This is a genomic window from Longimycelium tulufanense (assembly GCF_014645795.1).
Lineage (GTDB): Bacteria > Actinomycetota > Actinomycetes > Mycobacteriales > Pseudonocardiaceae > Longimycelium > Longimycelium tulufanense.
Window position 1 is genome coordinate 79364 of record NZ_BMMK01000017.1, and the last position, 23030, is coordinate 102393.

Here is a 23030-nt window from a genome sequence, read left to right on the forward strand (position 1 = left end):
CGGCCACCGAGCATCGGGCTCAGCTTTCCTCGTCGTCGCCGAGGAACGCCTCACCCACCTCGTCCATGGCCTCGCCGGCGATCATGCCACCGACGAAGCCCGCGGCGGCGCCGGCCACCACGCCACCCACACCGGGGCCCCGGCGGCGCTGTTCGGGGTGGCCGTACATACCGGCGGGCATCCCCGGATGCCCGCCGGGGACGCCCGTGCCGCGGTGGGCAACGACCTGGTCCAGCCATGCGCTGATCTGCCCCGCCCAGTCGACGGTCATGGCCTCGTCGTGCGAGACGTGGATCCGGCCGAACGCCTCCCCACCGGGCTGCGCAAAGCCGGCACGCTTGTCGGCCTCCAAGATCACGTCGAGGCTGGCGGGGGTTGCCACGAAGGTCAGCTCAACCTCGTTGACCAGGCCGGCGTACTGCGCCGGCGGGAAGAACTCGAGCTCCTGGAAGAAGGGGAGCTGCTGGGCGACGCCGTAGAGACGGCCGGGCTCCAGGTCCGAGCTCTTGAACTGGAAGCCCAGCTGCCCGAACGCATCGAGGACCCTGTCCTGCGAGGGCAGAGGGATGATCTGCACCGGGTCCAGGTCGCCCTTGTCCACCGCCTTGGCGATGGCCAGCTCGGTACGCACCCCGAGCGTCATCCCGGGCAGCTGCTGGCCGGACACCATCGTGATGGGGGCTTCCCAGGGGATCGGGAGCTGGAACGGAATAGCGCGTTGCTCCTTGGCGGCCAACCGGAGAGGCCCGAACACCGCGACGCGATGGAACTCCACGTTCCCCGGACGCTCACCGCGTTCAACCCTGGTCACTAGCGACAGCGCGATGTGCTCGATTGCGGCGTCGGCCTCGCCGCCGACGAGTCGCACCTCTCCGGTCAGCGATGTTCCGGGCCGGCAGGTGGGGTCAGCCAGCACGGTGTCGACCTTCGGTCCACCGATGCCGAGGGTCTTGAGCATCTTCTTGAACACCATTGGGTTCCTCCATCGAACAAGGGGGGCTCGGGAGTACGACGTGAGCGCGCCGCTGGCCGCCGTCCCGAGGGAGTGGAAGGGATGTCGCGAAAGGGCGTGGCACGACACGGAAGCGCTGCGTCACGAGTTGCCTGCTCATGAACGGTAAGCCTGTGCTCGCCACGACGGCGGACAGCAGGCCAGTAATCGCCGACGTACCAGGAAAGCATGTGTCACCGCGTGCGGCGTCAGCCATGGCGCGGGAGGACTGTCCCTGATGCGATCACTGATGCGAGCCGGCTCCGCACGCTGGCGGGCGGCTCCGGAAGCTGGACAAGACGCGATCAGAGGTCTCGTCCCTCTCGATCAACATCCACGAGCCGAACGGTAGCACGCAGTGCTGTACGGTTTGTCCGAAGTCCAGAACGCGACCGGGAAGACCGATGCCGTGCCCCAACCGGCCGCTCGGCTTGTGCCGCTGGAGTGCCGATGGTGACCACCGCACGCTGGGCCAGCTACAACCCTCGCGGTGGACGCCCCTGCTGTCGCGCATCGACGGGGAAGGTCCCCGCCGAGCGCCTCGGCGTGCCTGCAGCGCACGACCTGACAGGCAGAGCCATCGTGCCGGAAGATCCTCTTCCTGCAAGGCGTGCACCAGTCGATTCGTTGCAAATCGTTATAAGTGGGGGCGCATCCGTCCCGAACTCAGGCCACCCGTGATTCGCTGTACACCGGATGTCGTGGCAGGAAACAGGAACTGAACGAAAGGGTTCCGGAGGCCGATTGACCCGGGTTTGTCCAGCGCCCCGCCGCGGGTGCTGGCCGAGCGACGCGAGACCCGCCAGCGGATGGCGGGTCCGGTCGGGGTCGGCGGCGAGTGTCCCGCTCCGGTGAGGGAGAACCCGTCGTGACCGTCGGCTGAATACGTGCTCCTGCACGGAAAGGATGATGATGCGTTCGCGAACAACCGTCACCGGCGTGGCCACTGTGCTGCTTGCCATCTCGTTGCTGGCTGCATGTACGCCGAGCATGGCAGCCGAGCCACCGGCCCGGAGCTCCGTCACCACAACACCGGCACGGACGCCGCCCTCGTCGGGGCAGCCGACGTCCACCCCGCCCGCAGATCCGTCGTCACCCCTGGTCATCGCCCACCGGGGCGGCACTGCGGACTATCCGGAGAATACCCTGCTGGCCTTCACCAAGGCCCTGGAGAACCGAGTCGACCTGCTGTGGATGACCGTGCAGGTCACCAAGGACGGCGTGCCCGTGCTGTATCGGCCGGCGGACCTGTCTGCCCTCACCAACGGCTCCGGCAAGGTCGCCGACAAGGCCCTGAAGGAGCTGCGCCCGCTCAACGCCGGGTGGAACTTCAAGGACAAGGACGGCACTTACCCGTACCGGAACGATCCTCAGCCGATTCCGACCTTGCAGGAGGCACTGGACGCGGTGCCGCCCCACGTCCCGATCATCCTCGACCTCAAGGCCCTGCCTGCCGAGACCGTGGCCGAATCCACCGCCAGGGTACTGGAGAAGGCCAAGGCGTGGCACCGGGTTCGCGTGTATTCCACCGAGACCGCCGCCATCACCGCCATGACGAGGTTCCCCCAGGCCCAGGTGTTCGAGACCCGGGACGCCACCCGGCAGCGGCTGGCCGACGTGGCACTGGCACACCAGTGCACGAACCCACCCGCCGCGGGCACCTGGGCTGGTTTCGAGCTGCGGCGCGACGTCACCGTCACGGAGAGGTTCACCCTCGGCACCGGCGAGTCCAGGGTGAAGGCACAGATGTGGGACGAGGAGTCCGTCGGCTGCTTCGAGTCCGCCGGCCAGACCAAAATCGTGATGTTCGGCATCAACACCAAGGACGACTACCAACTGGCCAAGAAGCTGGGCGCCTTCGCCGTGCTCGCCGACTCACCTCGAGACATGGCCACCATCAGGAACGAACTCCGCTGACACCAGGATGCCGGACGTCTTGGCCTTCTCGGTTCCGGCTGCCGGCGGACAGGCGGGTCGGACCGAGCGGTAGCACGGAAGATCGAGAGCGAACGATCACGCTCGATCCCATTCACCCGAGTGACCTACCCCCGAGTCTTGCTGCTTCCTGTCGGCACAACAGAAACTTGATTCCCATCCCTCGGTGCGCACATCTCACGGATGCATCCACTCAGGTGATATCAACCAACCCCACCATCACTGGTCAAGAATTCAACTGTCCTCTGTAGATACTGGTTGGCAACTCCCTGACCAGCATGGGAATTCCAGCAAGAACAACCCGTTGGCGGAGTGGTCGCCTTCTACTGCCCCGATTCGGTGCGATCGCTCATCCGTCCGGCCGGCCACCGGCCAGCGCATCCGTTGACCAGGAAACAACATAGTCGAAACATTCGCGACACGAATCGGGTGGTGCTCGGTCTAGTGTGACGGGGAAGCAACGGATGACGAGTTCCACCCGGTTCAGTTGTCTCGACGGTGATACGCAGTGCACGAGCCAGATGGCCAGGCTCCGGACCTGTCGACCACACCCGAGGACCGAAGCAGGGAGGCGTCCGCGCCGGAGGTGTCGGGCAGACACCGCGGGCGCAGGGGCCGGGTCGGCATGACCGGTGCCCGCTTCGGCTCCGCCAGCCTGCGCCAGCGGTGGGCCGACGATGAGGGGCCGGAACCCGACGAGAGCGAGTACGACCCCGAACCCACCGACCCCGGGATCGGACGCACCGGCGCCCGGTTCGGCCCACCGGCACTTCGCCGGCAGTGGCGGGAGGACACACCCGAAGAACCACCCCCGGCCGGCGCCGACGTCGAGGTACCCCGACCGGCCGAGGGAACGCCGGAAGCGCCGGTCACCCAGCCTGCCGAGGAGTGGCCGCCCCCGAAAGAGGCCGGCCACTGGTCGTTGGTTCGCCCCTATGCGCGGACGGCGGGACGTACCCACAGCGAGTACGAACTCGCCCTGGAGACGCTGGTCTCCGCCCGACCCGAGACGCCGGGAGACGAGCCGCTCAGCCCGCAGTCGCGTTCGATCGTCGAGCTGTGCGCGCGGCCCCGGTCGGTCGCCGAGGTGGCGGCGTTGCTCTCGGTTCCGCTCGGCGTCGCACGGGTGCTGGTCGGTGACCTGGCGGCCACGAACGCACTGGTCATCCACGGCGGTGGGCACGGTTCGGGCGCGCCCGACAGGGCGTTGCTGGAACGCGTGCTGAGCGGACTCCGCCGGTTGTGAACCATTCTCGCGACCACTCGATCGTTTGACGGGCGGCCCGGCGAGCCCGGGAGTACGGTGCCCCGGGGGGAGGTGCCGCAGGTGGGCAGCAGCTACGAGACGGCGGCGCGGCGGGCGGTGGACTGGCTGCTCGGCGAGCTGGAGCCCGACGGGTCCTGCCGGTCCGCGGACGACGATCTGGCCTGCTACTACAAGTCTCCCGCGCTGCTGGCGGTCGCGGGCCAGCCGGTCGCGGCCAACCGGGTGTTGACCTGGGTGCAGCGGCGGTTCGGCCGGCACGACCACGATTACACGACGACCGACCAGATCAAGAGCGCCAACCCCGACTTCGACGAGTTCTGGTCCTATCCCAACGGGTGGCTGGCCATGGCTGCGCAGCGGATGGGCCGGTTCGACATCGCCCGGCCGGCGTTTCGCTACCTCCGCTGGTTCCATCAGCCCGCCACCGGCGGCTTCCGCACGCGGGGGCCCCACCACAAGCACAACACCGGGACCGACGCGCTGACCACCGCTCATCTGGGGATGGCGGCGTTGTACTTCGGGGAGATGGAGCTGGCCGAGGGTGCGGGCCGGTGGCTGACCGACCTGCTGGCCCAGCAGCCCGATCTGGATCTCGGCTGTTACCTGCGGCGTGATGGTGACGGGCGGCTGGTGCAGGACTTCCCCGCCGAGGCGGCGGCGACCCACCTGGTCAGTGCGACCGAGCCGGAGCAGGCGTACTTCATGATCGGCTACCCGATGGGATTCCTCGCCGCGCTGCACCGGGCGACCGGCCATCCCGCGTACCTGGAGGCGGCCTGGGGGTATTTCGACTTCGCTTGCCGGTGTAGCGCGGACCTGCGGTGGTCACCGACGAGCCACAAGGTGGCCTGGGGTGCGGCGTTGCTCGCACGGACCACCGGGGACGAGGGGTGTGCACGGCTCGCCGCCGACATCGGCGACTATCTGGTGTCGATCCAGGATGGCAGTGGCGTCTGGCACGCGAGCGAACCGGCGACGTTCCGCTTCGACCAGACCGCGGAGATCGCCATCTGGCTGCTGGAGATCAGCGCCGCCCTCGACGGCTGGTGAGCCCCCGCATCTCTTCCGAAGGACGAGAGGCACTGTCCCGCAAGAGAAGCAACAGCGGACCACGCCCGCGCAGCAGTGCTTGGCATCGATCAGTTGCGGGCGTTCATGGCGGAGAAAACGGACGGCTCTTCGCACGTTCAGAGTTCCTCGGGGACGGGCAGGGCCCACTCCTGGCGGCGGACCTCGTAGCAGGCGATGGCGGTGGCGGTGGCGACGTTGAGGGAGCCGACCTTGCCCAGCTGCGGGATGTAGGTCACCGCGTCGCACGCGCCCAATGCGGTCGCGGACAGCCCGTGGTCCTCGTTTCCCACGACGACGCACACGTCCTGCCCAAGGTCGATCGAGGACAGCGGCTCGGCCTCGTCGGCCAGCTCCAGGCCGACGAGGAGGTACCCGTCCTGCTTCGCCCGGGCGAGGGCCTCGGGCAGGTTCTCGAACGCCTGCCATTCCAGGTAGCGGTCGGTGCCCAGCGCCGTCTTCTGCGTCTTGGGGTTACGCGGCGACGCACTGGATCCGGCGAGGTACAGGTCAGCCACGCCGAGCGCGGCCGCAGTACGCACGATCGAGCCCACGTTGAACGGCGACTGCACGTTCTCCAAAAGCAGGCCGAGACGCCGCTCGGTCCGCCGCCGCCACGTCCGGTGCAGCCGTTTCAGGTCGGTCCCCCGCAGCTGCCGCATGTCACTCCGTCCCCGTCCCACTCGCCGGTGTCGACGCCGTGGCTCGCGGCCGCACCTGCAGCAGGCGGTAGCCGTGCTGGGACAGCAATCGGGTGGTCGGGAAACCCTGCTCGTTCAGCCACCGCGCCAGCGAGTCCGAGCCGAGGTGCTTCTGCACGACGAGATAGGCGGACCCGCCCGGCAACAACCGGGACAGCCAGTGCGCCAGCATCTCGTGCAGCACGGCCTTGCCCACCCGGATCGGCGGGTTCGAATAGAGGGCGGCGAAGCGCACGCCGTCCGGCACCGCCGCGGGCAGGCACGCGGTGACGTTGTCCAGGCCCGCCGTCCCGGCGTTCTCCCGCACCAGGTCCAGGGCGCGCTCGTTGACGTCCACGGCCCAGACCCGGGTGTCCTTCCGCCGGCTGGCGAAGGTCAACGCGATCGGCCCGTACCCACAGCCGAGGTCGAGGAGATCACCGTCGGCATCGGGGAGCGGTGCGTGCTCCAGCAACACCCGGGTTCCGGTGTCGAGCCGGCCGGGTGAGAAGACACCGCTGTCGGTGACCAGGTCCAGTTGGACGTCACGGAGCCGGACGCGCACGGTGCCCCGGCGGCTAGCCGCCCCCGGGGTCGCCGAGAAGTAGTGCTGTCGCGGCTCACCCACCTGACGGCCACCCCTCACGCTCCTGGGCGGCGCTGCCGCCGTCCGATCCCCTCCCCACCGGTCCCCCGGTGGGCCGGTGCCACGACCCGCCAATCCTAGTCGGTCGGTCGCGGGGAAACCGAAAACGGGCGGGTCGCGCCCCTCGAGTAGGCCGGGTTCCGGTCACGAGCGGGCGGGATCACCGTCGCCAGGCGCGGACCAGGTCGGCATAGCGCGGGGACCGACGGACCAGGTCGTCGTGGGTGCCGTACACCACGTCCCGCCCGTCGAGCAGCAGCACCCGGTCGGCTCGGAACGCGGAGCTGAGCCGGTGCGCGACCACCAGGAGCGTGCCGCCGCGCTGCCGGAACGCCTCCTCCGCCCGCGCCTCGGCCGCCGGGTCCAACGCCGAGGTCGCCTCGTCGAGGATCACCAGCCGGGCAGGTCCGGCATGCACCCGGGCCAGGGCCAAGAGCTGCCGCTCCCCCGCGGACAGCGGCTCGCCACCGTGCCCGAGCGTGGCGTCCAGTCCCCCGAGCTGCGCCACGATCGCGTCGGCTCCCACCGCCCAGGCCGCCCGGAGCAGGGCGTCGTCGCTCACCTCCGGTGCCAACAACGCGAGGTTCTCCCGCACCGTGCCGCCGAACACGTACGTCTCCTGCGGGATGAGGGCCACGGCCCGTCGCAGCTCAGCAGCGCTGGCAGCGCCCAGCGGCACGCCACCGAGCCGGATCTGTCCCGCCTGTGGAGCCAGTGTCCCGGTGAGCAGGCCGACCAAGGTCGACTTCCCGGTTCCGCTCGGCCCGACCAGGGCGACATGCGTGCCGTCCGGGATATCGAGGTCGAGGTCGCCCACGATGGGCCGTGCACGCGGGCCCCATCGGAAGCTGAGCCCCCGTACGGACACTGTGGCGTCGGCCGGGGCAGGCCCACCCAGGCAGTTCAGGGAGTTGTCCGGCGGCGGCGCGGTGACCTCGCGGAGTCGCCGGAGTGTCACGGTCAACCGGACGGCTGCGGAGCCGATCACCTGCGTCAGGCCACGGAGAGCGGGCTGTACGCCGGTGGTCAGATATGTGACCGCGGCGATCACGGTTCCCGTCCCCAGCACACCCCCCGCCACCAAGCCCGGTGCGGCCGCCAGCACCAGGCCGAGCGGCAGGTATCCGCCGATCGCCACAACGACCGTGCGTAGTGCAGAGGCGTGGGCGAGCCGCACCGTCGCCGCGGCCTGCGCGTCGGTCTCGACCCCGACACCGCGCGCCGCCGGCCGCTGGGCGCCGCACGCGACCACGTCTCGCACCCCGTCGAGCACCGCGCCGGCTTCCTCGGCGGCACGTTCCTCACACAACACCGCCGTGCGTTGTCGGCGAACCAGTGCCGGAAGGAGCAGCCCGAACAGCACCAACGCGACCACCACGGGCGGGAGCACCACCCAGGTCAGCGCCGCCGCGACGGAGAGGAGCCCGGCCAGCGCCGCCACCGCGGTCACGGCGAAGGACCTCGCCTGCACCAGCAGGCCAGCGGTGACGTCCCGGATCACCTCGACGTGGCGGGTCAGCCGGGCGACCACCGCCCCTTCGGGGAGGCGGCGGACACCCGCGCCACGGCGGAGCACACCGCGCACCACGGTATCGACCAGATCGTCGCGCAGCGGCTCGACCACGGCGCCGAGGCCGACCAGCACCCGACGCGACCCGAAGGCGCCGATGACGGCCAACAGGCCGAACGCCGCGATCCAGAGCAGCCCTGCCGCCACGTTGCCGCCGGCGAACCCGTTGTCGACGGCCAGTCCCAGCAACCGCCCGGAGAGGAATCCGGGAACTCCTTCGAGCACGGACCATCCGAGCAGGGCCAGCACCGGACGCCATTGACGTCGCAGGGTTCCGGCAAGCAACGACCCGGACCCGCGGCCCGGGCGCGGAGCCTCGGCTGCGTGTGGGCTGATCGGAGCCGGCGAGGTCGCCAGGTGTTCACTCGTGGTCACCATGTGGAGAACACCGCTCGATAATCCGGTTCGCGCCAGAGGTCGTGGTGGGCTCCGCGGCCACGTACCCGTCCCTCATCCAGCCACAGTACGAGATCGGCACTGGCGGCGGTGGGGAGGCGGTGGGTGACCACGATGCGGGTACGTCCGACCATCCTCCTGGTGATCGCGGTCTCCACTCGGACCGCAGTCGCTGAATCCACATTGGACGTCGCATCGTCGAGGACGAGAACCCTCGGTGTACCGGCCAATGCGCGGGCCAATCCCAGGCGCTGGGCTTCCCCACCCGAGAGCGGGACGTCCGGCATGGGTGTTTCGTAGCCGTGGGGAAGGCGCTCCACCAGGTCGTGAATCTGTGCGTCCACCGCCGCGTCGCGAACCTGTTCGAAGGGAGTTCCGGGGCGGCCGTAGCCGATGGCTTCGGTGACGGTGCGGCCCAGGAGGACGGGCCGTGCGAACGCGCACGCGACAAGGTGACGCACCGATTCGGGCGCTAACCCACAGAGCGGTGTCCCCTCCAGGAGCACCTCTCCATCGTCTGGTGTGGACAGTCCGGCAACGAGTGCGGCGAAGACGGATTTGCCCGAACCGGAACGACCCACGACCGCAACCACGGAGCCGGCCGGAACCACGAGATCCGGCACGGACAGGATGACCTTGCCGTCGGTGTCCCGGACCCGAACTCCGCGCAGCTCCAACGTGCCTTCCCCGGGTGGGACGGGCCGATACCCGGCCGGTGCCGGCGGAACGCACAGCACCTCGTCGATCCTCCTCGCCGCGGCCCTGGCGCGGGCCAGTGCGGTCAGTGCGGAGGCTTGGCGCACGACGGCCATACCGAGCGCGACGTAGCCGGCGGCGGCCACCACGTCTCCGACGCCGATCCGGTCCATCGCCACGCCAAGCCCCGCGGCCGCCAGCACGGCGACCTCGACCGCGGGCAGCAGCAGCCCGGCGCGCCAGGCAAGGGCCGCCTGGGCCAGCCACAGGGCGTGGCCGGCGGCGGCCAGCCGCGGCAACGGGCGCAACACCCGGTCCGCCTCCCGTTCGGCCAGGCCGGCCCCCTGGATCGTGCGGAGGCCACCGACCGCGTCCAGCAGCCGGGCGGACAACTCACCCACCACCCGTTGGTAGGTGGCCACGTCCCCGGCGGTACGCCGCAGGTGGGCCCCGGCGAGCCGGAGCGCGAGCGGCAGGCTCAGCAGGAACACCACGGCCAGCCACCAGTCGAGCACCGCCAGCGCGACGACCGCGCCCAGTGACACGGTGGCAGCGTTGGCCAGTCGTACCAACGTTGCGGCGATCGTGCCTGCCTGCGCGGCGTCGCCGCTGAAGCGGCTGACTGCATCGCCCGGGGCGAACCGACGATGTCCCGGGACACCCAGGGCGAGGAGATGCTCGATCAGGCGATGTCGTAACCAGGCCGTGCCCCTGCTCGTGCAGCGGGCCTCCCCGACCATGCCGACGGCGTCGCCGGCGACCACGACCAAGGCCAGCAGCAGAACCCACAGTGCCGCCCCGCCGGCGTCCGCGGTGGGTGAGAGCGCGCCATCCACCCCGCGGGCGACCGCGTCCGGCAACAGCAGGGTGGCGGCCGTGCCCGCCATCCCACCGATCAGGAGTGCTGTCAGCCATCCCGGGGAGCGAAGGAACACCCGCCGCAACAACCGGTCGCCGGGATTCGCTGACACGAGGTGTTCCTTTGCTCGAAGGTCCGGGCGATGATGCCGGGTGGGGGAGCGACGCAGTCCGGAGGCGTCGCTCCCCCACCCTTGTCACGGCCTCAGCAGAGGCGTGTCAGTCGCAGGTGGTGACGCTGAGGCTGCTGTCGCCGCACAGCAGGAGGCTGGCGTTGCTGCCGGCGTCGTAGCCACCACCGTGGCCCAGCTCCTCGCCGGTCTCCATCGCCTGCAGGTCCAGGACCAGGTTCATCTGTCCTCCTCGTTAGTGACTTTCTTCGGTTCCAACCAGCTCGGGGGCTGGCCGGTCTGGGTGCCGGCCCGGGTTGGCCGGCGAGGATGCGGTCGGGCCGGTGGCGCGCCCCGGCACGGCGGCACCGTCGGTGGCCGGTCGCTGGCCGTGGGTTCCGCGCAGGAACGGAAGCGGGGGCGTGCCGTCGAGGGCGTGGGCGAGGGCCAGCAACACCCCGGCGTTTCCGGTGCCGACGTCCATCGAGAGCCGGCGGAGCTGGTTGCCGGGGAAGGCGATGCCGTCCCGGTACGGGATGGCGAACCAGCCGAGCTGCCGGAGGTGTTGCCACACCAACTGCTCGTCGCGGGGGTCGCGGCGTCGCCTGGCCGTGGCGGTGAGGGCCGCGACCAGTCCGGCGCGGCCCAGGAACAGCCCGGGCTGGCTCACGAAACCGGCCCGGCAGGACCGCAGCAACGCGTCCAGCATGGAAACCGCGCCCGCCGCCGGGGCGAGGGTGGCCAGCTCACCGAGCACCAGGGCGATGCCGGCGCTGCCGACCTCGAGGTAGGGCAGGGTACGCAGCGCGCCGTCGCGGACCTGCCAGGTGCCGTCCGGACGTTCCGTGCACTCGTCGAGGTCCCGGTGGAGCGCCTGGTCGGCGGCGGCCAGCCAGGCCGGATCGGCGGTGTGCTCGTACAGGCGCAGGAACAGTAGCGCCGGGCCGGACCAGCCATGGAGCAGGCCCGCCTTCGCCCGCGCGGGCGGCGGCCCGGGGTGGCCGGCCCACCCGGCGAGCCGCTCGCCGATGGCCAGGGCGTGGCGCACCAGGTCGTCGGAGTCCCATCGCCGGCCCAGGTGCAGCAGGTTGAGAGCGACACCGGCCAGACCACCGCCGAGTCCGTGGTCGGTCAGCTCGGCGACGGCCGGGGTGGCCGCGGCCACCAGGTCGCCCGCCTCGGTGCGGTAGCCGAGCTCGTCGAGCACGTAGGCCACGCCGTGGGCACCGTCGTAGAAGCCGGGTCGTCGTGGCCGTTCCGCCGCGATGTTGTCGAGCAACCACCGTTCGTACTTGTCAAACCTGCCGGCACCCGCGACATGTAAGGCGTGCAGTACGCCTGCCGCGCCGTAGGCGAACGGCGCCCCACCGTGGGTGAACTGCGCGATGTCACCGGGGAACAGTCGGTCTCGCCGCTCGGGGGTCGCGCTGGCGACGATGGCATCGACGATGGCGCGGCGTACCTGGCTCCAGTTGGGCGGATCGGCGTCGAACTCGGTGCGTCTCCGGCGGGTCGACCGCGCGGTATCGGGCCGCGTCCGTGGTGCCAGTTCGGTGAGCACCGGGCCGAAGTAGTTCGGCTCGACCGGGAAGAGTTCGCGGACCAGGTCGACGTAGCTCAGCACCTTGTCGGGATCGAGCGCCGTAACGACGTTCAGCGGCAGGAAGAACCAGAGCCGCAGGGCGGCGAGGGCGTAGCGGTCGGTGTCCGGGCCGACGCGGTCGGCCGGGGCGAAGAAGCCGGCGGCGCCGAGGGCGGGGCGGCGGGGTTGTTCGATGTCGGACGCCAATTCGAAGTCGACGAGGCCGACCTGGTCGTTGTCGTCGATCAGGATGTTGTGCGGGTGCAGGTCGCCGAACACCAGGCCGCGGTCGTGCACCGCGTCGATCAGACGCTCGATGCGGGCCACGATGCGCTGCACACGCTCGGCGTAGGCGCGCAGTGCCGTCGGCTTGCCGGGGTCCCCGTCCGGTCGGGACAGTGGGTACTCCCGGGCGAGCCATCTGCCGAGGGAAGTGCCCGGAATCCGCTCCAGGGCGAGGAAGTGGTGCTCCCAGGCGACGAAGGAGTCGTGCACCGCCGGGATTCCCCGGATACCGGCCAGCCGCTCCAGCACGGTGTGCTCGCGGTTCAGGCGGGTGACGGCGTCGGTGCCGTCCCGGTCCAGCCCGGCGTGCGGGCGGGCCTCCTTCAACACCACCTGGTCGCCGCCGTCGCTGGACGTGGCGAGATAAACGCCGCCGCCGTTGGAGAAGTGCAGGGCGGCCTCGACGCCGTACGGGAAAGCGTTCGGATCGCCACCGTTCTTTCGCGCCGCGAGGTGTGGTTCCAGGAATTCGGGGACGGTGACCCAATCTGGTAATACAAAATACGGCTTTCGCTCGTCGGGAACCAGTTTCCCGTCGGGCCGGGCCACCGCATGAACGGCGTGCCCGTCGCCGTCGGTGGTCCACCGCTGCGCGAATCCGCCCCAGCGGACGTAGAGCGGCCCGGAACCGTATCGGAGATCACTGAGGATGTAGGGGCCGTGTTCGCCGGCCAGCGGGGCGGACAGCTCGCGCAGCACCCGGGCGAGTTCGGCCTCGTCGACGGGGTAGATCGTCACCAGCTTGCCACCGGAGGCGCGCGCGGCGTACTTGGAGTTGCGGGCCAGCAGGACCCGCGGGCCGCGGAGGAACTTGAAGGCCAGCCGGTTGGCCACGCAGTAGCCCCAGACCACGCGCAGCACGCGCTCGGCATTGTCGAGGGCGGCCGAGACGTGCACCTTCCACCCCTGCGCCGGCAGGTTCACCGCGTGCGGGTGCAGCACCGTCCACACGTCCCGACTGCCCTGCCACCAGCCGATGGGCACCGCGGGCAGCGAATCGGCGAAAAGGGGCTCGTCGGGATTGGCGCGCGCGGGGTCCTCGTAGAACAGCGGATCAGCGAAGCAGAACGCCTCGTACCGCGCGTCCATACCGTTCGATCCCTTCCACAGTGTTCGTGCGGGAGACCCGCACCCGGTCGGCAGCCACGAGTCATGCCACTCGCGATAAGCAGCGGTGATCGCTCGCGGTTGCCTCCGGCATTGGATTGTCCGCCGCACCGTGCAGCGGCCCGTGACATTCCCTCACAGCACCGGCGGCCAGCCAAGGCTCCATTCCAACGAATCGCGGTTGTGATGCATGTCGCGAAACTCGCTTACCTACTCCGGAGTTTTCAACGGTGCGTGACGGAAAAACGCCACGACACCACCCGTTTGCCGCACTGGTCGCTTCGACAAGCAAACTACGTGTTTCTCGTCCGCCGGTCGCGCGCCGGTGATGCCTCATTCCGGCCGAGGACAACGTCGTTACCTGGTCGGATCGCGTCCGGTACCGATCAGCGGACGACCAAACGGCCGGGGCCGACCATTCGGGTGATCCAACCACGGCGAGTGACCAGTCTCCTGTGCTCCCCGTAGCGTTGATCGCTGTCAACCCAGGGAAGACATTTCGTGAAAATACCCCAGCAGGGGTAGGTCGCCCATTGACCCGATCTGCCGAACAAAGGGCCGGTCACCCGGGCGGTATTGGATGTTGGTAAACCCGACGCCGCGCAGGCGGGGCAATGCCGGACCGGGAAAAGGTCAGAAAGTCAGACAACTCGCTGCGCCATCCGGCCGAGCCGCGCATGCCAGCGACCCGGTCGGAACCGGTCTGTGCCGAGGAGCAAGATGATGGTGCCGCACGCCACGGTTCCCAACACGTCCCACCGGAAGCGTGGGGACAGAACAGGAACTATCGAGCGCATCCCACCCGAGAGGCGATCGGCCTCGCGCCACTTGGCCGAGGACGGCGTTGGCGCACAGGTCTGGCCGGTGCGGGAGACGTCTTGCAGCCGGCGAGTCTCTGGTGGGGCGCTTCGTTGTGCGGGAATGCGTCAGGGGCGGCCCGTGGTGGACCTCGTCGGCGATCGATGTTCCGCCAACAGGGTCCGTGGTGGGCCGCCCCTGACGATCTCGTGGTCCTGCCGTGTGTTCTAGACGGTGAAGCCGAGGGCACGCAGCTGCTCGCGCCCCTCGTCGGTGATGCGCTCCGGACCCCACGGCGGCATCCACACCCAGTTGATGCGGAAGTCCCGGACCAGGCCGCCGCCCGGGCCACCGGTCAGCGCCGCCTTGGTCTGGTCCTCGATGACGTCGGTCAGCGGGCACGCCGCCGAGGTCAACGTCATGTCCAGGGTGGCGACGCCGTCCTCGTCGACCCGGATGTCGTAGACCAGGCCGAGGTCGACGACATTGATCCCGAGCTCGGGATCGACCACGTCCCGCATGGCCTCCTCCAGGTCGGCCACCGCGGGCTGCTCCGCCGTGGGCGCGGGCGGCTCGGGCAGGCTGGCCGCGTCGCGTGCCACGTCCTCGTTGCTCACGCTGTACTTCGGCCCACTCATCGGGCTGCGACTCCATTCGTCTCGACGACACGGGCCACCGCGTCCTTGAAGGCCATCCATCCCAGCAGGGCACACTTCACCCGCGCCGGGTACCGGGCCACACCGGCGAAGGCGATGCCGTCCTCCAGCACGTCCTCGTCCGGCTCGACCTGGCCCCGACCCTGCATCAGCTCCAGGAACGCGGCGTGCTTGTCGAACGCCTCGGCGACCGTGCGGCCGACCACCAGGTCGGTGAGCACCGACGTGGCGGCCTGGCTGATGGAACAGCCCTGCGCGTCGTAGGACACGTCGTCCACGACCGCCCGGTCCCCATCGCCCTTGAGGTGTACCCGCAACGTCACCTCGTCCCCGCAGGTGGGGTTGACGTGGTGCACCTCGGCCTCGAAGGGCTCCCGCAGACCGCGTCGGTGTGGATTCTTGTAGTGGTCCAGGATGATCTCCTGGTACATCTGGTCGAGCTGCATCCGGTCACACCCCGTTGCGATCCTCACCAGCCGCAACGGCCGGTGCCTCCCCAACGCCGAAGAACCGCTTGGCCTCGTGCACGCCGTCGACCAACGCCCGCACGTCGTCGAGGTCGTTGTACAGGTAGAACGTCGCCCGGACGGTCGCCGGCACGCCCATCCGCCGGTGCAGCGGCCAGGCGCAGTGGTGGCCCACCCGCACCTCGACCCCGAGGCTGTCCAGCACCTGGCCGACGTCGTGCGCGTGCACCCCGTCCACCACGAACGACACCACCCCGGCGCGGTCGACCAGCTCGGTCGGGCCGACCACCCGCACGCCGTCGATCCCGGCCAGACCGTGCAACGCCGCCTCCGCGAGCTGGTGCTCGTGCTCGGCGACGCGGTCCAGGCCGATCTCGGTCAGGTAGTCCACGGCCGCGCCGAGGCCGACCGCCTGCGAGGTCATCGGCACGCCCGCCTCGAAGCGCTGCGGCGGCGGGGCGAAGGTCGACCCCTCCATCCGCACGACCTCGATCATCGACCCGCCGGTGAGGAACGGCGGCATGGCGCCGAGCAGCTCCCCGCGTCCCACCAGCACGCCGACCCCGGACGGGCCCAGCATCTTGTGCCCGGAGAACACGGCGAAGTCCACGCCCAGGGCACGGAAGTCGACCGGTAGGTGCGGTACCGACTGACAGGCGTCCAGGACGGTGAGCGCACCTACCTCGCGCGCCCGCGCGACGATCCGCTCCACCGGCGTCACCGCGCCCGTCACGTTCGACAGGTGCGTGAACGCGACGACCTTGGTGCGCTCGGTGATCAGCCCGTCGGTGTCGGACAGGTCGATCCGGCCGGAGTCGGTGACCCCGAACCAGCGCAGGGTGGCGCCGGTGCGCTGGCAGAGCTGCTGCCAGGGCACCAGGTTGGCGTGGTGCTCTAGCTCGGTGACCACGATCTCGTCACCGGGGCCCACCCGGAACCGCTCGGCCCCGGCGCCCGAGGTGGCCGCGTTGCTCATCGCATAGGCCACGAGGTTGACGCCCTCGGTGGCGTTCTTGGTGAACACCACCTCGTCCGCGGCGACCCCGACGAACGCCGCGATCCGGGCGCGGGCGCCCTCGTAGGCGTCGGTCGCCTCCTCCGCCAGCTGGTGCGCTCCCCGGTGCACCGCGGCGTTGGAGGTCTCCAGGAAGGCGCGTTCGGCGTCCAGCACCGCCCGCGGCCGCTGCGAGGTAGCCCCGGAGTCGAGGTACACCAGCCGGTGGCCGTCGCGCACGGTCCGCTCCAGGATCGAAAAGTCCTTGCGGATCGTCGCAACGTCCAGCGGTGCCTTCTCGGGTGCTGCCGTCACGGCCTTCCTCCTCTCGGTCATCCTCACCCCCAGGGTCGGTACCGGTCCTCGTCAGTTACCGGCGCCGGCCCCGGCCGGCTCCTGCTTGCCGGTGAAGCGGACGTAGCCCTCTTCCTCGAGCCGCTCGGCCAGCTCCGGGCCACCCGACTCCACGATGCGCCCGCGGGAGAACACGTGCACGAAGTCGGGGGTGATGTGCTTGAGAATGCGGGTGTAGTGGGTGATCAGCATGATGCCGATCTCCGGGTTCGCGCCCTTGTACCGGTTCACGCCGTCGGAGACCACCCGCAGCGCGTCGACGTCCAGGCCGGAGTCGGTCTCGTCCAGGATCGCCATTTGCGGCTTGAGCAGCGCGAGCTGCAGGATCTCGTGCCGCTTCTTCTCCCCGCCGGAGAAACCCTCGTTCACGCTGCGCTCGGCGAAGGCCGGGTCGATCTCCAGGTCGGCCATGGCCTGCTTGACCTCCTTGACCCAGTGCCGCACGGCCGGGGCCTGACCCCGGACGGCGGTCGCCGCGGTGCGCAGGAAGTTCGACATCGACACACCCGGCACCTCGACCGGGTACTGCATGGCCAGGAACAGGCCGGCACGCGCCCGCTCGTCGACGCCCATCTCCAGCACGTTCTCGCCGTCGAGCAGCACCTCACCCGAGGTGACCTCGTACTTGGGGTGCCCGGCGACGGAGTACGCCAGCGTCGACTTGCCCGAGCCGTTCGGGCCCATGATCGCGTGCGTCTCGCCGCCCTTCACCGTCAGGTCGACGCCGTTGAGGATCGGCTCGGGCCCCTCGTCGGTGGCGACCGAGACGTGCAGGTCCTTGATCTCGAGGATGGCCATGGGTTTTCTTTCGCTCTCCTGGTGGGTGGGAAGTCGTCGGGTGGCTAGTTGCGGCGGGTGGTGACGTCGACGTACACGTCGCCGTCGCGCACGCTCACGGCGAAGACGTCCACCGGCTCGGTGGCCGGCAGCGAGGACGGCTTGCCGGTGTGCAGGTCGAAGCAGGAGCCGTGCAGCCAGCACTCGATGCCGCTGCCCGTCACCTCGCCCTCGCTCAGCGCGACCTCGGCGTGCGTGCAGACATCGTGCAGGGCATGCACCTCGTCGCCGTCGCGGACCAGGACCACCGGGGTCCCGTCCACGTCAACGCCCACCGGCTGCCGTTGTTCCAGCTCGGTGAGGGAGCACACGCGAACGGTCATGTGCCCACCGCCTCGAGTTCGGCCTCGATGGCCGCCGCCAGCCGCTCCCGCACCTCGGGCACGCCGATCTTCTGCAGGATCTCGCCGAAGAAGCCGCGCACCACCAGCCGGCGCGCCAGTTCGGTGGGGATGCCCCGGGCCTGCAGGTAGAACAGCTGCTCGTCGTCGAACCGGCCGGTGGCGCTGGCGTGGCCGGCGCCCTCGATCTCCCCGGTCTCGATCTCCAGGTTGGGCACCGAGTCGGCGCGCGCCCCGTCGGTGAGCACCAGGTTGCGGTTCAGCTCGAAGGTGTCGGTGCCCTCGGCCGCGGCGCGGATCAGCACGTCGCCGATCCACACCGTGTGCGCGTTGTCGCCCTGCAGTGCGCCCTTGTAGACGACGTTGCTGCGGCAGTTGGGCACCGCGTGGTCGACGAACAGCCGGTGCTCCAGGTGCTGGCCGGCGTCGGCGAAGTACAGGCCGAGCAGCTCCACGTCACCGCCCTTGTCGGCCAAGGACACGGTCGGGCTGACCCGGACCACCTCGCCGCCGAGGGTGACCACGCTGTGCCGCAGGACGGCGTCGCGGCCGACCCTGCCGTGGTGGGCGGAGACGTGGACGGCGTCGTCGGCCCAGTCGTGCACGGCGACCACGGTCACCTGGGCGCCGTCGCCGAGCACGAACTCGACGTTGTCGGCGTAGGTGCCGGAGCCGCGGTGGTCGATGACGACCACGGCCTCGGCGAACGGCTCGGCGCGCACCTGCAGGTGGCCGTAGTCCACCTTGCCCTCGCCCGGGCCGGTCACGGTGACCGTGGTCGGCCCGGAGGCGCGGGTGTCGCGCGGGATCGTGACGATCGTTGCCTCGGCGAAGGAGCACCACGCCTGGGCGGCGACCCGGTCGCCGGGGATACCGGCGACGCCGAGCCGCTCGTCACCGCGGGCCACGGTCTCGACCCGCACCTCGGGGGCGGCGGCCACCTCGACGGTGGCCGCGCCGGTGCGCACGGCGCTGCCGTCGTGCAGGCCACGCAGTCGGCGCATCGGCGTGAACCGCCAGTCCTCCTCGCGCCCGCTGGGCTTCTCGAACGCCTCGACGTCAAAGGACGTGAAGCGCTCGGCCCGGGAGGCGGCGGGGACGGCCGGCGCGCCGGCGCCGTGCGAGTGGGCCCCGAGGCCGTGCTGGGTCTTCTCCGTGGTCATGTCAGCTGTCGTCATGGTCAGCCGACGGCCCCTTCCATCTGCAGCTCGATCAGTCGGTTCAACTCGAGGGCGTACTCCATGGGCAGCTCGCGGGCGATCGGCTCCACGAAGCCGCGCACCACCATGGCCATGGCCTCGTCCTCGGTCAGGCCGCGGGACATCAGGTAGAACAGCTGGTCGTCGCTGACCTTGGAGACCGTGGCCTCGTGCCCCATGGCCACGTCGTCCTCTCGGATGTCGACGTAGGGGTAGGTGTCGGACCGGCTGATGTTGTCCACCAGCAGGGCGTCGCACTTCACCGTCGACTTGGAGTGGTGGGCGCGCTTGTGCACCCGGACCAGGCCGCGGTAGGAGGTGCGGCCGCCGCCCCGGGCCACCGACTTGGACACGATGGTCGAGGAGGTGTGCGGCGCCAGGTGCTCCATCTTGGCGCCGGCGTCCTGGTGCTGGCCCTCCCCGGCGAAGGCGATGGACAGCACCTCGCCCTTGGCGTGCTCGCCCATCAGGAACACCGACGGGTACTTCATGGTGACCTTGGAGCCGATGTTGCCGTCGATCCACTCCATGGTCGCGCCCTCTTCGGCCTTGGCGCGCTTGGTGACCAGGTTGTAGACGTTGTTCGACCAGTTCTGGATGGTCGTGTACCGGCACCGGGCGTTCTTCTTGACGATGATCTCCACGACCGCCGAGTGCAGCGAGTCCGAGGAGTAGATCGGCGCGGTGCAGCCCTCGACGTAGTGCACGTAGGCACCCTCGTCGACGATGATCAGCGTCCGCTCGAACTGGCCCATGTTCTCGGTGTTGATCCGGAAGTAGGCCTGCAGCGGGATGTCGACGTGCACGCCCGGCGGCACGTAGATGAACGAGCCGCCCGACCACACGGCGGTGTTCAGCGCGGAGAACTTGTTGTCGCCGGCCGGGATGACCGAGCCGAAGTACTCCCTGAACAGCTCCGGGTGCTCACGCAGGCCGGTGTCGGTGTCCAGGAAGATCACGCCCTGGGACTCCAGGTCGTCGCGGATCTTGTGGTAGACGACCTCGGACTCGTACTGGGCGGCCACACCGGCGATCAGGCGCTGCTTCTCGGCCTCCGGGATGCCCAGCTTGTCGTAGGTGTTCTTGATGTCCTCGGGCAGCTCGTCCCAGGTGGCCGCCTGCTTCTCGGTGGAGCGGACGAAGTACTTGATCGAGTCGAAGTCGATCCCGGTCAGGTCAGCGCCCCAGCCCGGCATCGGCTTGCGGTCGAAGATGCGCAGCGCCTTCAGCCGGGCCTCGAGCATCCACTCGGGCTCGTCCTTCCTGGCCGAGATGTCCCGGACGACCTCCTCGGAAAGGCCGCGGCGGGCGCTGGCCCCGGCGACGTCCGGGTCGGCCCAGCCGTACTCGTAGCGGCCGAGGGTCGCCAGGGCCTCCTCCTGGCTCAGCGGCTGCGCGGTGGTGGGTGTGCGCTGCTCCGCAGCGGCAGTCATGCGGGCTCCCCTTCGGTTGCTTGGCTCGACCCCGTGGACGGGCCGGTTCGGGCCGTCCCGCCCTGGTTCGATCCCGGGATCCGTGCGGTGTCCCCGGCCGGTTCCGGGGTGTCCGGATCCGGTGTCGGGCACGTCTTCGTGGTGGTGTCACTCGTGGTGGTCTCACCCGTGAGCGGGATGTGCGTGGTGCACGCCGCGTCGCCGCGGGCGATGGTGGCCAGGCGTTGCACGTGGCTGCCGAGCAGCTCGGCGAAGGCGGCGGTCTCCGCCTCGCAGAGCTGCGGGAACTCCGCGGCCACGTGCGCCACCGGGCAGTGGTGCTGGCACAGCTGCTCGCCCATGCCGACCCGGCGGGTCGAGGCAGCGTAACCCTCTCGGGTGAGGGCGATGGCCAGCGCCTGGGCCCGCTCGGTGAGACCGGTGCGGGCGGTCACCGCGGCGCGGTGCCGGTCGACGAGGCCGGCCACCCGGCGCTCGGCGAAGGCCCGCACCGCCTGCTCCCCGCCGTGCTCGGCCAGGAAGCGCAGCGCGGCGACCGCGATGTCGTCGTAGGCGTGGCCGAACCGGGCCCGGCCGGCCTCGGTCAGCAGGAACAGCCGGGCCGGGCGACCCCGGCCGCGGCGGCCCCGCCGCGGCGCGTCCCTGGTGCACGCCTCGCCGTCGGCGAGCAGGGCGTCCAGGTGCCGGCGGACGGCGGCCGGGCTCAGGCCCAGCTCCTCGGCGACCGCGGCGGCGGTGACCGGTCCCTGCTCCAGCAGCAGGCGGGCCACCGCGTGCCGGGTGCCGCCGTCGGCGTGCGCGCCCGCCCCGTTCGGCGGGGTGCTGACACCCGCGGCCGACACCGAACCGCCGCCCCCGATTCCGGTGGCGGCGGCCGGCTCGACGGCCTCGACGTTTTTCACAACATGAGTGTTGCCTATTTCAGGGCCAACGGCAAAGCCCATGGTCAGCACGGTGAGTGGGCTCACAGCCTGGGCCGGGCGGGTGGGCCGGGCGGCCGGCCGGGAGGGAGCGGCACGTCGCATCGCTACGCTTCGTCATCGTGGTGGCGGGCGGACCGGCGGGTGATGCGGCGCTGGACGAGGAGCGAGACGTGGCGGGCACCGGGCGCGGCCCGGGCGCCACGGCCAACGGCGCACCCGGCGGCCGGCCGTCGACGGCGGTGTTGACCGTGGCGTCCAGGGAGCTGGCCGAACCGGCCCCGCTGGACCGCGTCGAGCGGCGCCAGCTGGACATCGTGCGCCGGTTCGGCACGGTCGGCTCGCTGCTGCTGGCGGTCGGCGCGTTGGGCGCCGGCGCGAGCCCGGTCAACAACCCGGTGCAGGGCATGCGGCTCCTCGGCCTGCCCGCCCGGATGCCCACCGCCTCGCTGGCGGTGGCCTACGCCGGTGTGATCATGATCGTGCTGGCCTGGCTGGCGCTGGGCCGGTTGGCCCGGCCCGGGCGGCCGCGGCTGGTCTCCCGCCGGCAGCTGGACCGCACGCTGGTCATGTGGGTCACCCCCCTGGCGCTGGCCCCGCCGATGTTCAGCCGGGACATCTACAGCTACCTGGCGCAGACCGAGATCGCCAACCTGGGCATGGACCCCTACCAGGTCGGGCCGGTGGACGCGCTGGGCCCGGACCACCCGCTGACCCAGGGCGTGCCCAACATCTGGCGGGACACCCCCGCCCCCTACGGCCCGGCCTTCCTCACCATGTCCCGGGTCATCGCCTGGGCCGCCGGGGACAACGTCGTGCTGGGCATCCTGCTGCATCGGGTGTTCGCGCTGGCGGGTGTGGCGTTGATCATGTGGGCGCTGCCGCGGCTGGCGCGGCGGTGCGGGGTGCGGCCGGTGAGCGCGCTCTGGCTCGGCGCGGCCAACCCGCTGGTGCTGTTCCACCTGGTCAGTGGCATCCACAACGAGGCGCTGATGATCGGGCTGATGCTCGCCGGCTTCGAGATCGCGCTGCGCAACAACCGGATCGCCACGGTCGTCACCGGCGCCCTGGTGATCACCACCGGCGCGGCGGTGAAGATCACGGCCGCGCCGGCGCTGGGCTTCCTGGGCGCGGCGCTGGCTCGCCGACGCGGCGGCCGGGTCGCCGACCTGGTGCGGATCGCCCTGCTCCTCACCGCGGTGTTCGTCGCCGGGACCACGGCGTGGTCGCTGTTCAGCGGCCTGGGCTTCGGCTGGCTGCAGACCCTGGACACCGCCAACAAGGTGCGCAGCTGGATCTCGCCGTCCACCGCGTTGGGCATGCTCGGCGGCGGGCTGGGCATCCTGCTCGGCCTGGGCAACCACAGCGACCAGGTGGTGGATCTGACCCGGGTGATCGGCCAGGCCACCAGCGCGGTGATCATGCTCGGCCTGCTGTGGCTGTCCTTCCGCAGCTGGCGGCACCACCGCGCCCGCGAGCCGCTGGCCGCGCTGGGCGTGGCGCTGGGCGCGGTGATCCTGCTCGGGCCGGTCGTGCACCCCTGGTACCTGCTGTGGGCGGCGATTCCGTTGGGAGCGGCCACCACCTCGCCCCGGTTCCGGGCCGCCGCCACCGTCATCACCGTCGTGCTGGCCCTGGTGGTGCCGCCGACCGGGGCGGCGTTCGACAACCGCGCCTACGTGATGCCGCAGGCCATCGTGGCGGCGGTGATCGTCGTGGCGCTCGCGCTGGTCGTGGTGCGCAAGGTGATCCTGCCGGCCGGGTTCCCCACGGCGTTCCCGGCGGGTGCTCCCCGGCCCGCCGCCACCGGTGACCCGGCAGGGTGATCACGCTCACCATC

19 protein-coding genes are annotated in these 23030 nt (G+C 70.6%); 4 read left to right on the top strand and 15 right to left on the bottom strand.

What is annotated here, in order from left to right:
• Positions 1–19: 19 nt before the first annotated feature.
• Positions 20–973, bottom strand: coding sequence for a sporulation protein (locus IEY55_RS18025; protein ID WP_189059347.1), 954 nt, complete (start codon positions 971–973; stop codon positions 20–22).
• A gap of 957 nt (positions 974–1930) precedes the next feature.
• On the opposite strand from IEY55_RS18025, the gene IEY55_RS18030 reads away from it, so the two are divergent.
• From IEY55_RS18030 to IEY55_RS18040, 3 genes are all read left to right on the top strand, one after another.
• Positions 1931–2908, top strand: a complete 978-nt coding sequence (locus IEY55_RS18030) for a glycerophosphodiester phosphodiesterase family protein (protein ID WP_229686497.1) — start codon at positions 1931–1933, stop codon at positions 2906–2908.
• Between the two features lie 526 nt (positions 2909–3434).
• Positions 3435–4172, top strand: a complete 738-nt coding sequence (locus tag IEY55_RS18035) for a DUF742 domain-containing protein (protein WP_229686498.1) — start codon at positions 3435–3437, stop codon at positions 4170–4172.
• Between the two features lie 81 nt (positions 4173–4253).
• Complete coding sequence (locus tag IEY55_RS18040; protein ID WP_189059350.1) at positions 4254–5243, top strand: hypothetical protein; 990 nt, start codon at positions 4254–4256, stop codon at positions 5241–5243.
• 137 nt (positions 5244–5380) lie between these two features.
• Here IEY55_RS18040 and IEY55_RS18045 read toward each other — a convergent pair whose 3' ends face one another.
• From IEY55_RS18045 to IEY55_RS18110, 14 genes are all read right to left on the bottom strand, one after another.
• Entirely contained in the window at positions 5381–5923 is a 543-nt protein-coding gene (locus IEY55_RS18045) for a TrmH family RNA methyltransferase (protein WP_189059352.1), read from the bottom strand.
• 1 nt (position 5924) lies between these two features.
• Complete coding sequence (locus IEY55_RS18050) at positions 5925–6569, bottom strand: class I SAM-dependent methyltransferase (RefSeq protein WP_189059354.1); 645 nt, start codon at positions 6567–6569, stop codon at positions 5925–5927.
• Between the two features lie 178 nt (positions 6570–6747).
• On the bottom strand, positions 6748–8535 hold the full coding sequence (locus IEY55_RS18055) for an ABC transporter ATP-binding protein (RefSeq protein WP_189059356.1): 1788 nt from the start codon (positions 8533–8535) through the stop codon (positions 6748–6750).
• A complete protein-coding gene (locus IEY55_RS18060) occupies positions 8529–10220 on the bottom strand; it encodes an ABC transporter ATP-binding protein (RefSeq protein WP_229686499.1) in 1692 nt (563 codons plus the stop codon). Before IEY55_RS18060 ends, IEY55_RS18055 begins: the two co-directional genes overlap by 7 nt.
• 106 nt (positions 10221–10326) lie before the next feature.
• Positions 10327–10461 (bottom strand): SapB/AmfS family lanthipeptide, encoded by a 135-nt coding sequence (locus tag IEY55_RS18065; RefSeq protein ID WP_189059358.1) that lies wholly within the window; start codon positions 10459–10461, stop codon positions 10327–10329.
• A gap of 12 nt (positions 10462–10473) precedes the next feature.
• Positions 10474–13173: a class III lanthionine synthetase LanKC gene (gene lanKC / locus IEY55_RS18070; protein WP_189059360.1), complete on the bottom strand. Its 2700-nt coding sequence runs from the start codon at positions 13171–13173 to the stop codon at positions 10474–10476.
• Between the two features lie 1043 nt (positions 13174–14216).
• Complete coding sequence (locus tag IEY55_RS18075; RefSeq protein ID WP_189059362.1) at positions 14217–14627, bottom strand: metal-sulfur cluster assembly factor; 411 nt, start codon at positions 14625–14627, stop codon at positions 14217–14219.
• On the bottom strand, positions 14624–15091 hold the full coding sequence (gene sufU / locus IEY55_RS18080) for a Fe-S cluster assembly sulfur transfer protein SufU (protein WP_189059364.1): 468 nt from the start codon (positions 15089–15091) through the stop codon (positions 14624–14626). The genes IEY55_RS18075 and sufU overlap by 4 nt, the downstream gene beginning before the upstream one ends.
• 4 nt (positions 15092–15095) lie before the next feature.
• Complete coding sequence (locus IEY55_RS18085) at positions 15096–16442, bottom strand: cysteine desulfurase (protein WP_189059366.1); 1347 nt, start codon at positions 16440–16442, stop codon at positions 15096–15098.
• 30 nt (positions 16443–16472) lie between these two features.
• The gene (sufC, locus tag IEY55_RS18090) at positions 16473–17258 is read right to left on the bottom strand and encodes a Fe-S cluster assembly ATPase SufC (protein WP_189059368.1); all 786 of its coding nucleotides are present in this window, start codon (positions 17256–17258) and stop codon (positions 16473–16475) included.
• 44 nt (positions 17259–17302) lie between these two features.
• Positions 17303–17620 (bottom strand): non-heme iron oxygenase ferredoxin subunit, encoded by a 318-nt coding sequence (locus tag IEY55_RS18095; RefSeq protein ID WP_189059369.1) that lies wholly within the window; start codon positions 17618–17620, stop codon positions 17303–17305.
• A complete protein-coding gene (gene sufD, locus IEY55_RS18100; RefSeq protein ID WP_189059371.1) occupies positions 17617–18801 on the bottom strand; it encodes a Fe-S cluster assembly protein SufD in 1185 nt (394 codons plus the stop codon). Before sufD ends, IEY55_RS18095 begins: the two co-directional genes overlap by 4 nt.
• Before the next feature lie 17 nt (positions 18802–18818).
• Positions 18819–20270, bottom strand: coding sequence for a Fe-S cluster assembly protein SufB (gene sufB, locus IEY55_RS18105; protein ID WP_189059373.1), 1452 nt, complete (start codon positions 20268–20270; stop codon positions 18819–18821).
• Positions 20267–21172, bottom strand: a complete 906-nt coding sequence (locus tag IEY55_RS18110) for a helix-turn-helix transcriptional regulator (protein ID WP_373290028.1) — start codon at positions 21170–21172, stop codon at positions 20267–20269. The genes sufB and IEY55_RS18110 overlap by 4 nt, the downstream gene beginning before the upstream one ends.
• 140 nt (positions 21173–21312) lie before the next feature.
• Here IEY55_RS18110 and mptB point away from each other — a divergent pair, with 140 nt between their 5' ends.
• Positions 21313–23016, top strand: coding sequence for a polyprenol phosphomannose-dependent alpha 1,6 mannosyltransferase MptB (gene mptB, locus IEY55_RS18115; protein ID WP_229686501.1), 1704 nt, complete (start codon positions 21313–21315; stop codon positions 23014–23016).
• Positions 23017–23030 lie beyond the last annotated feature (14 nt).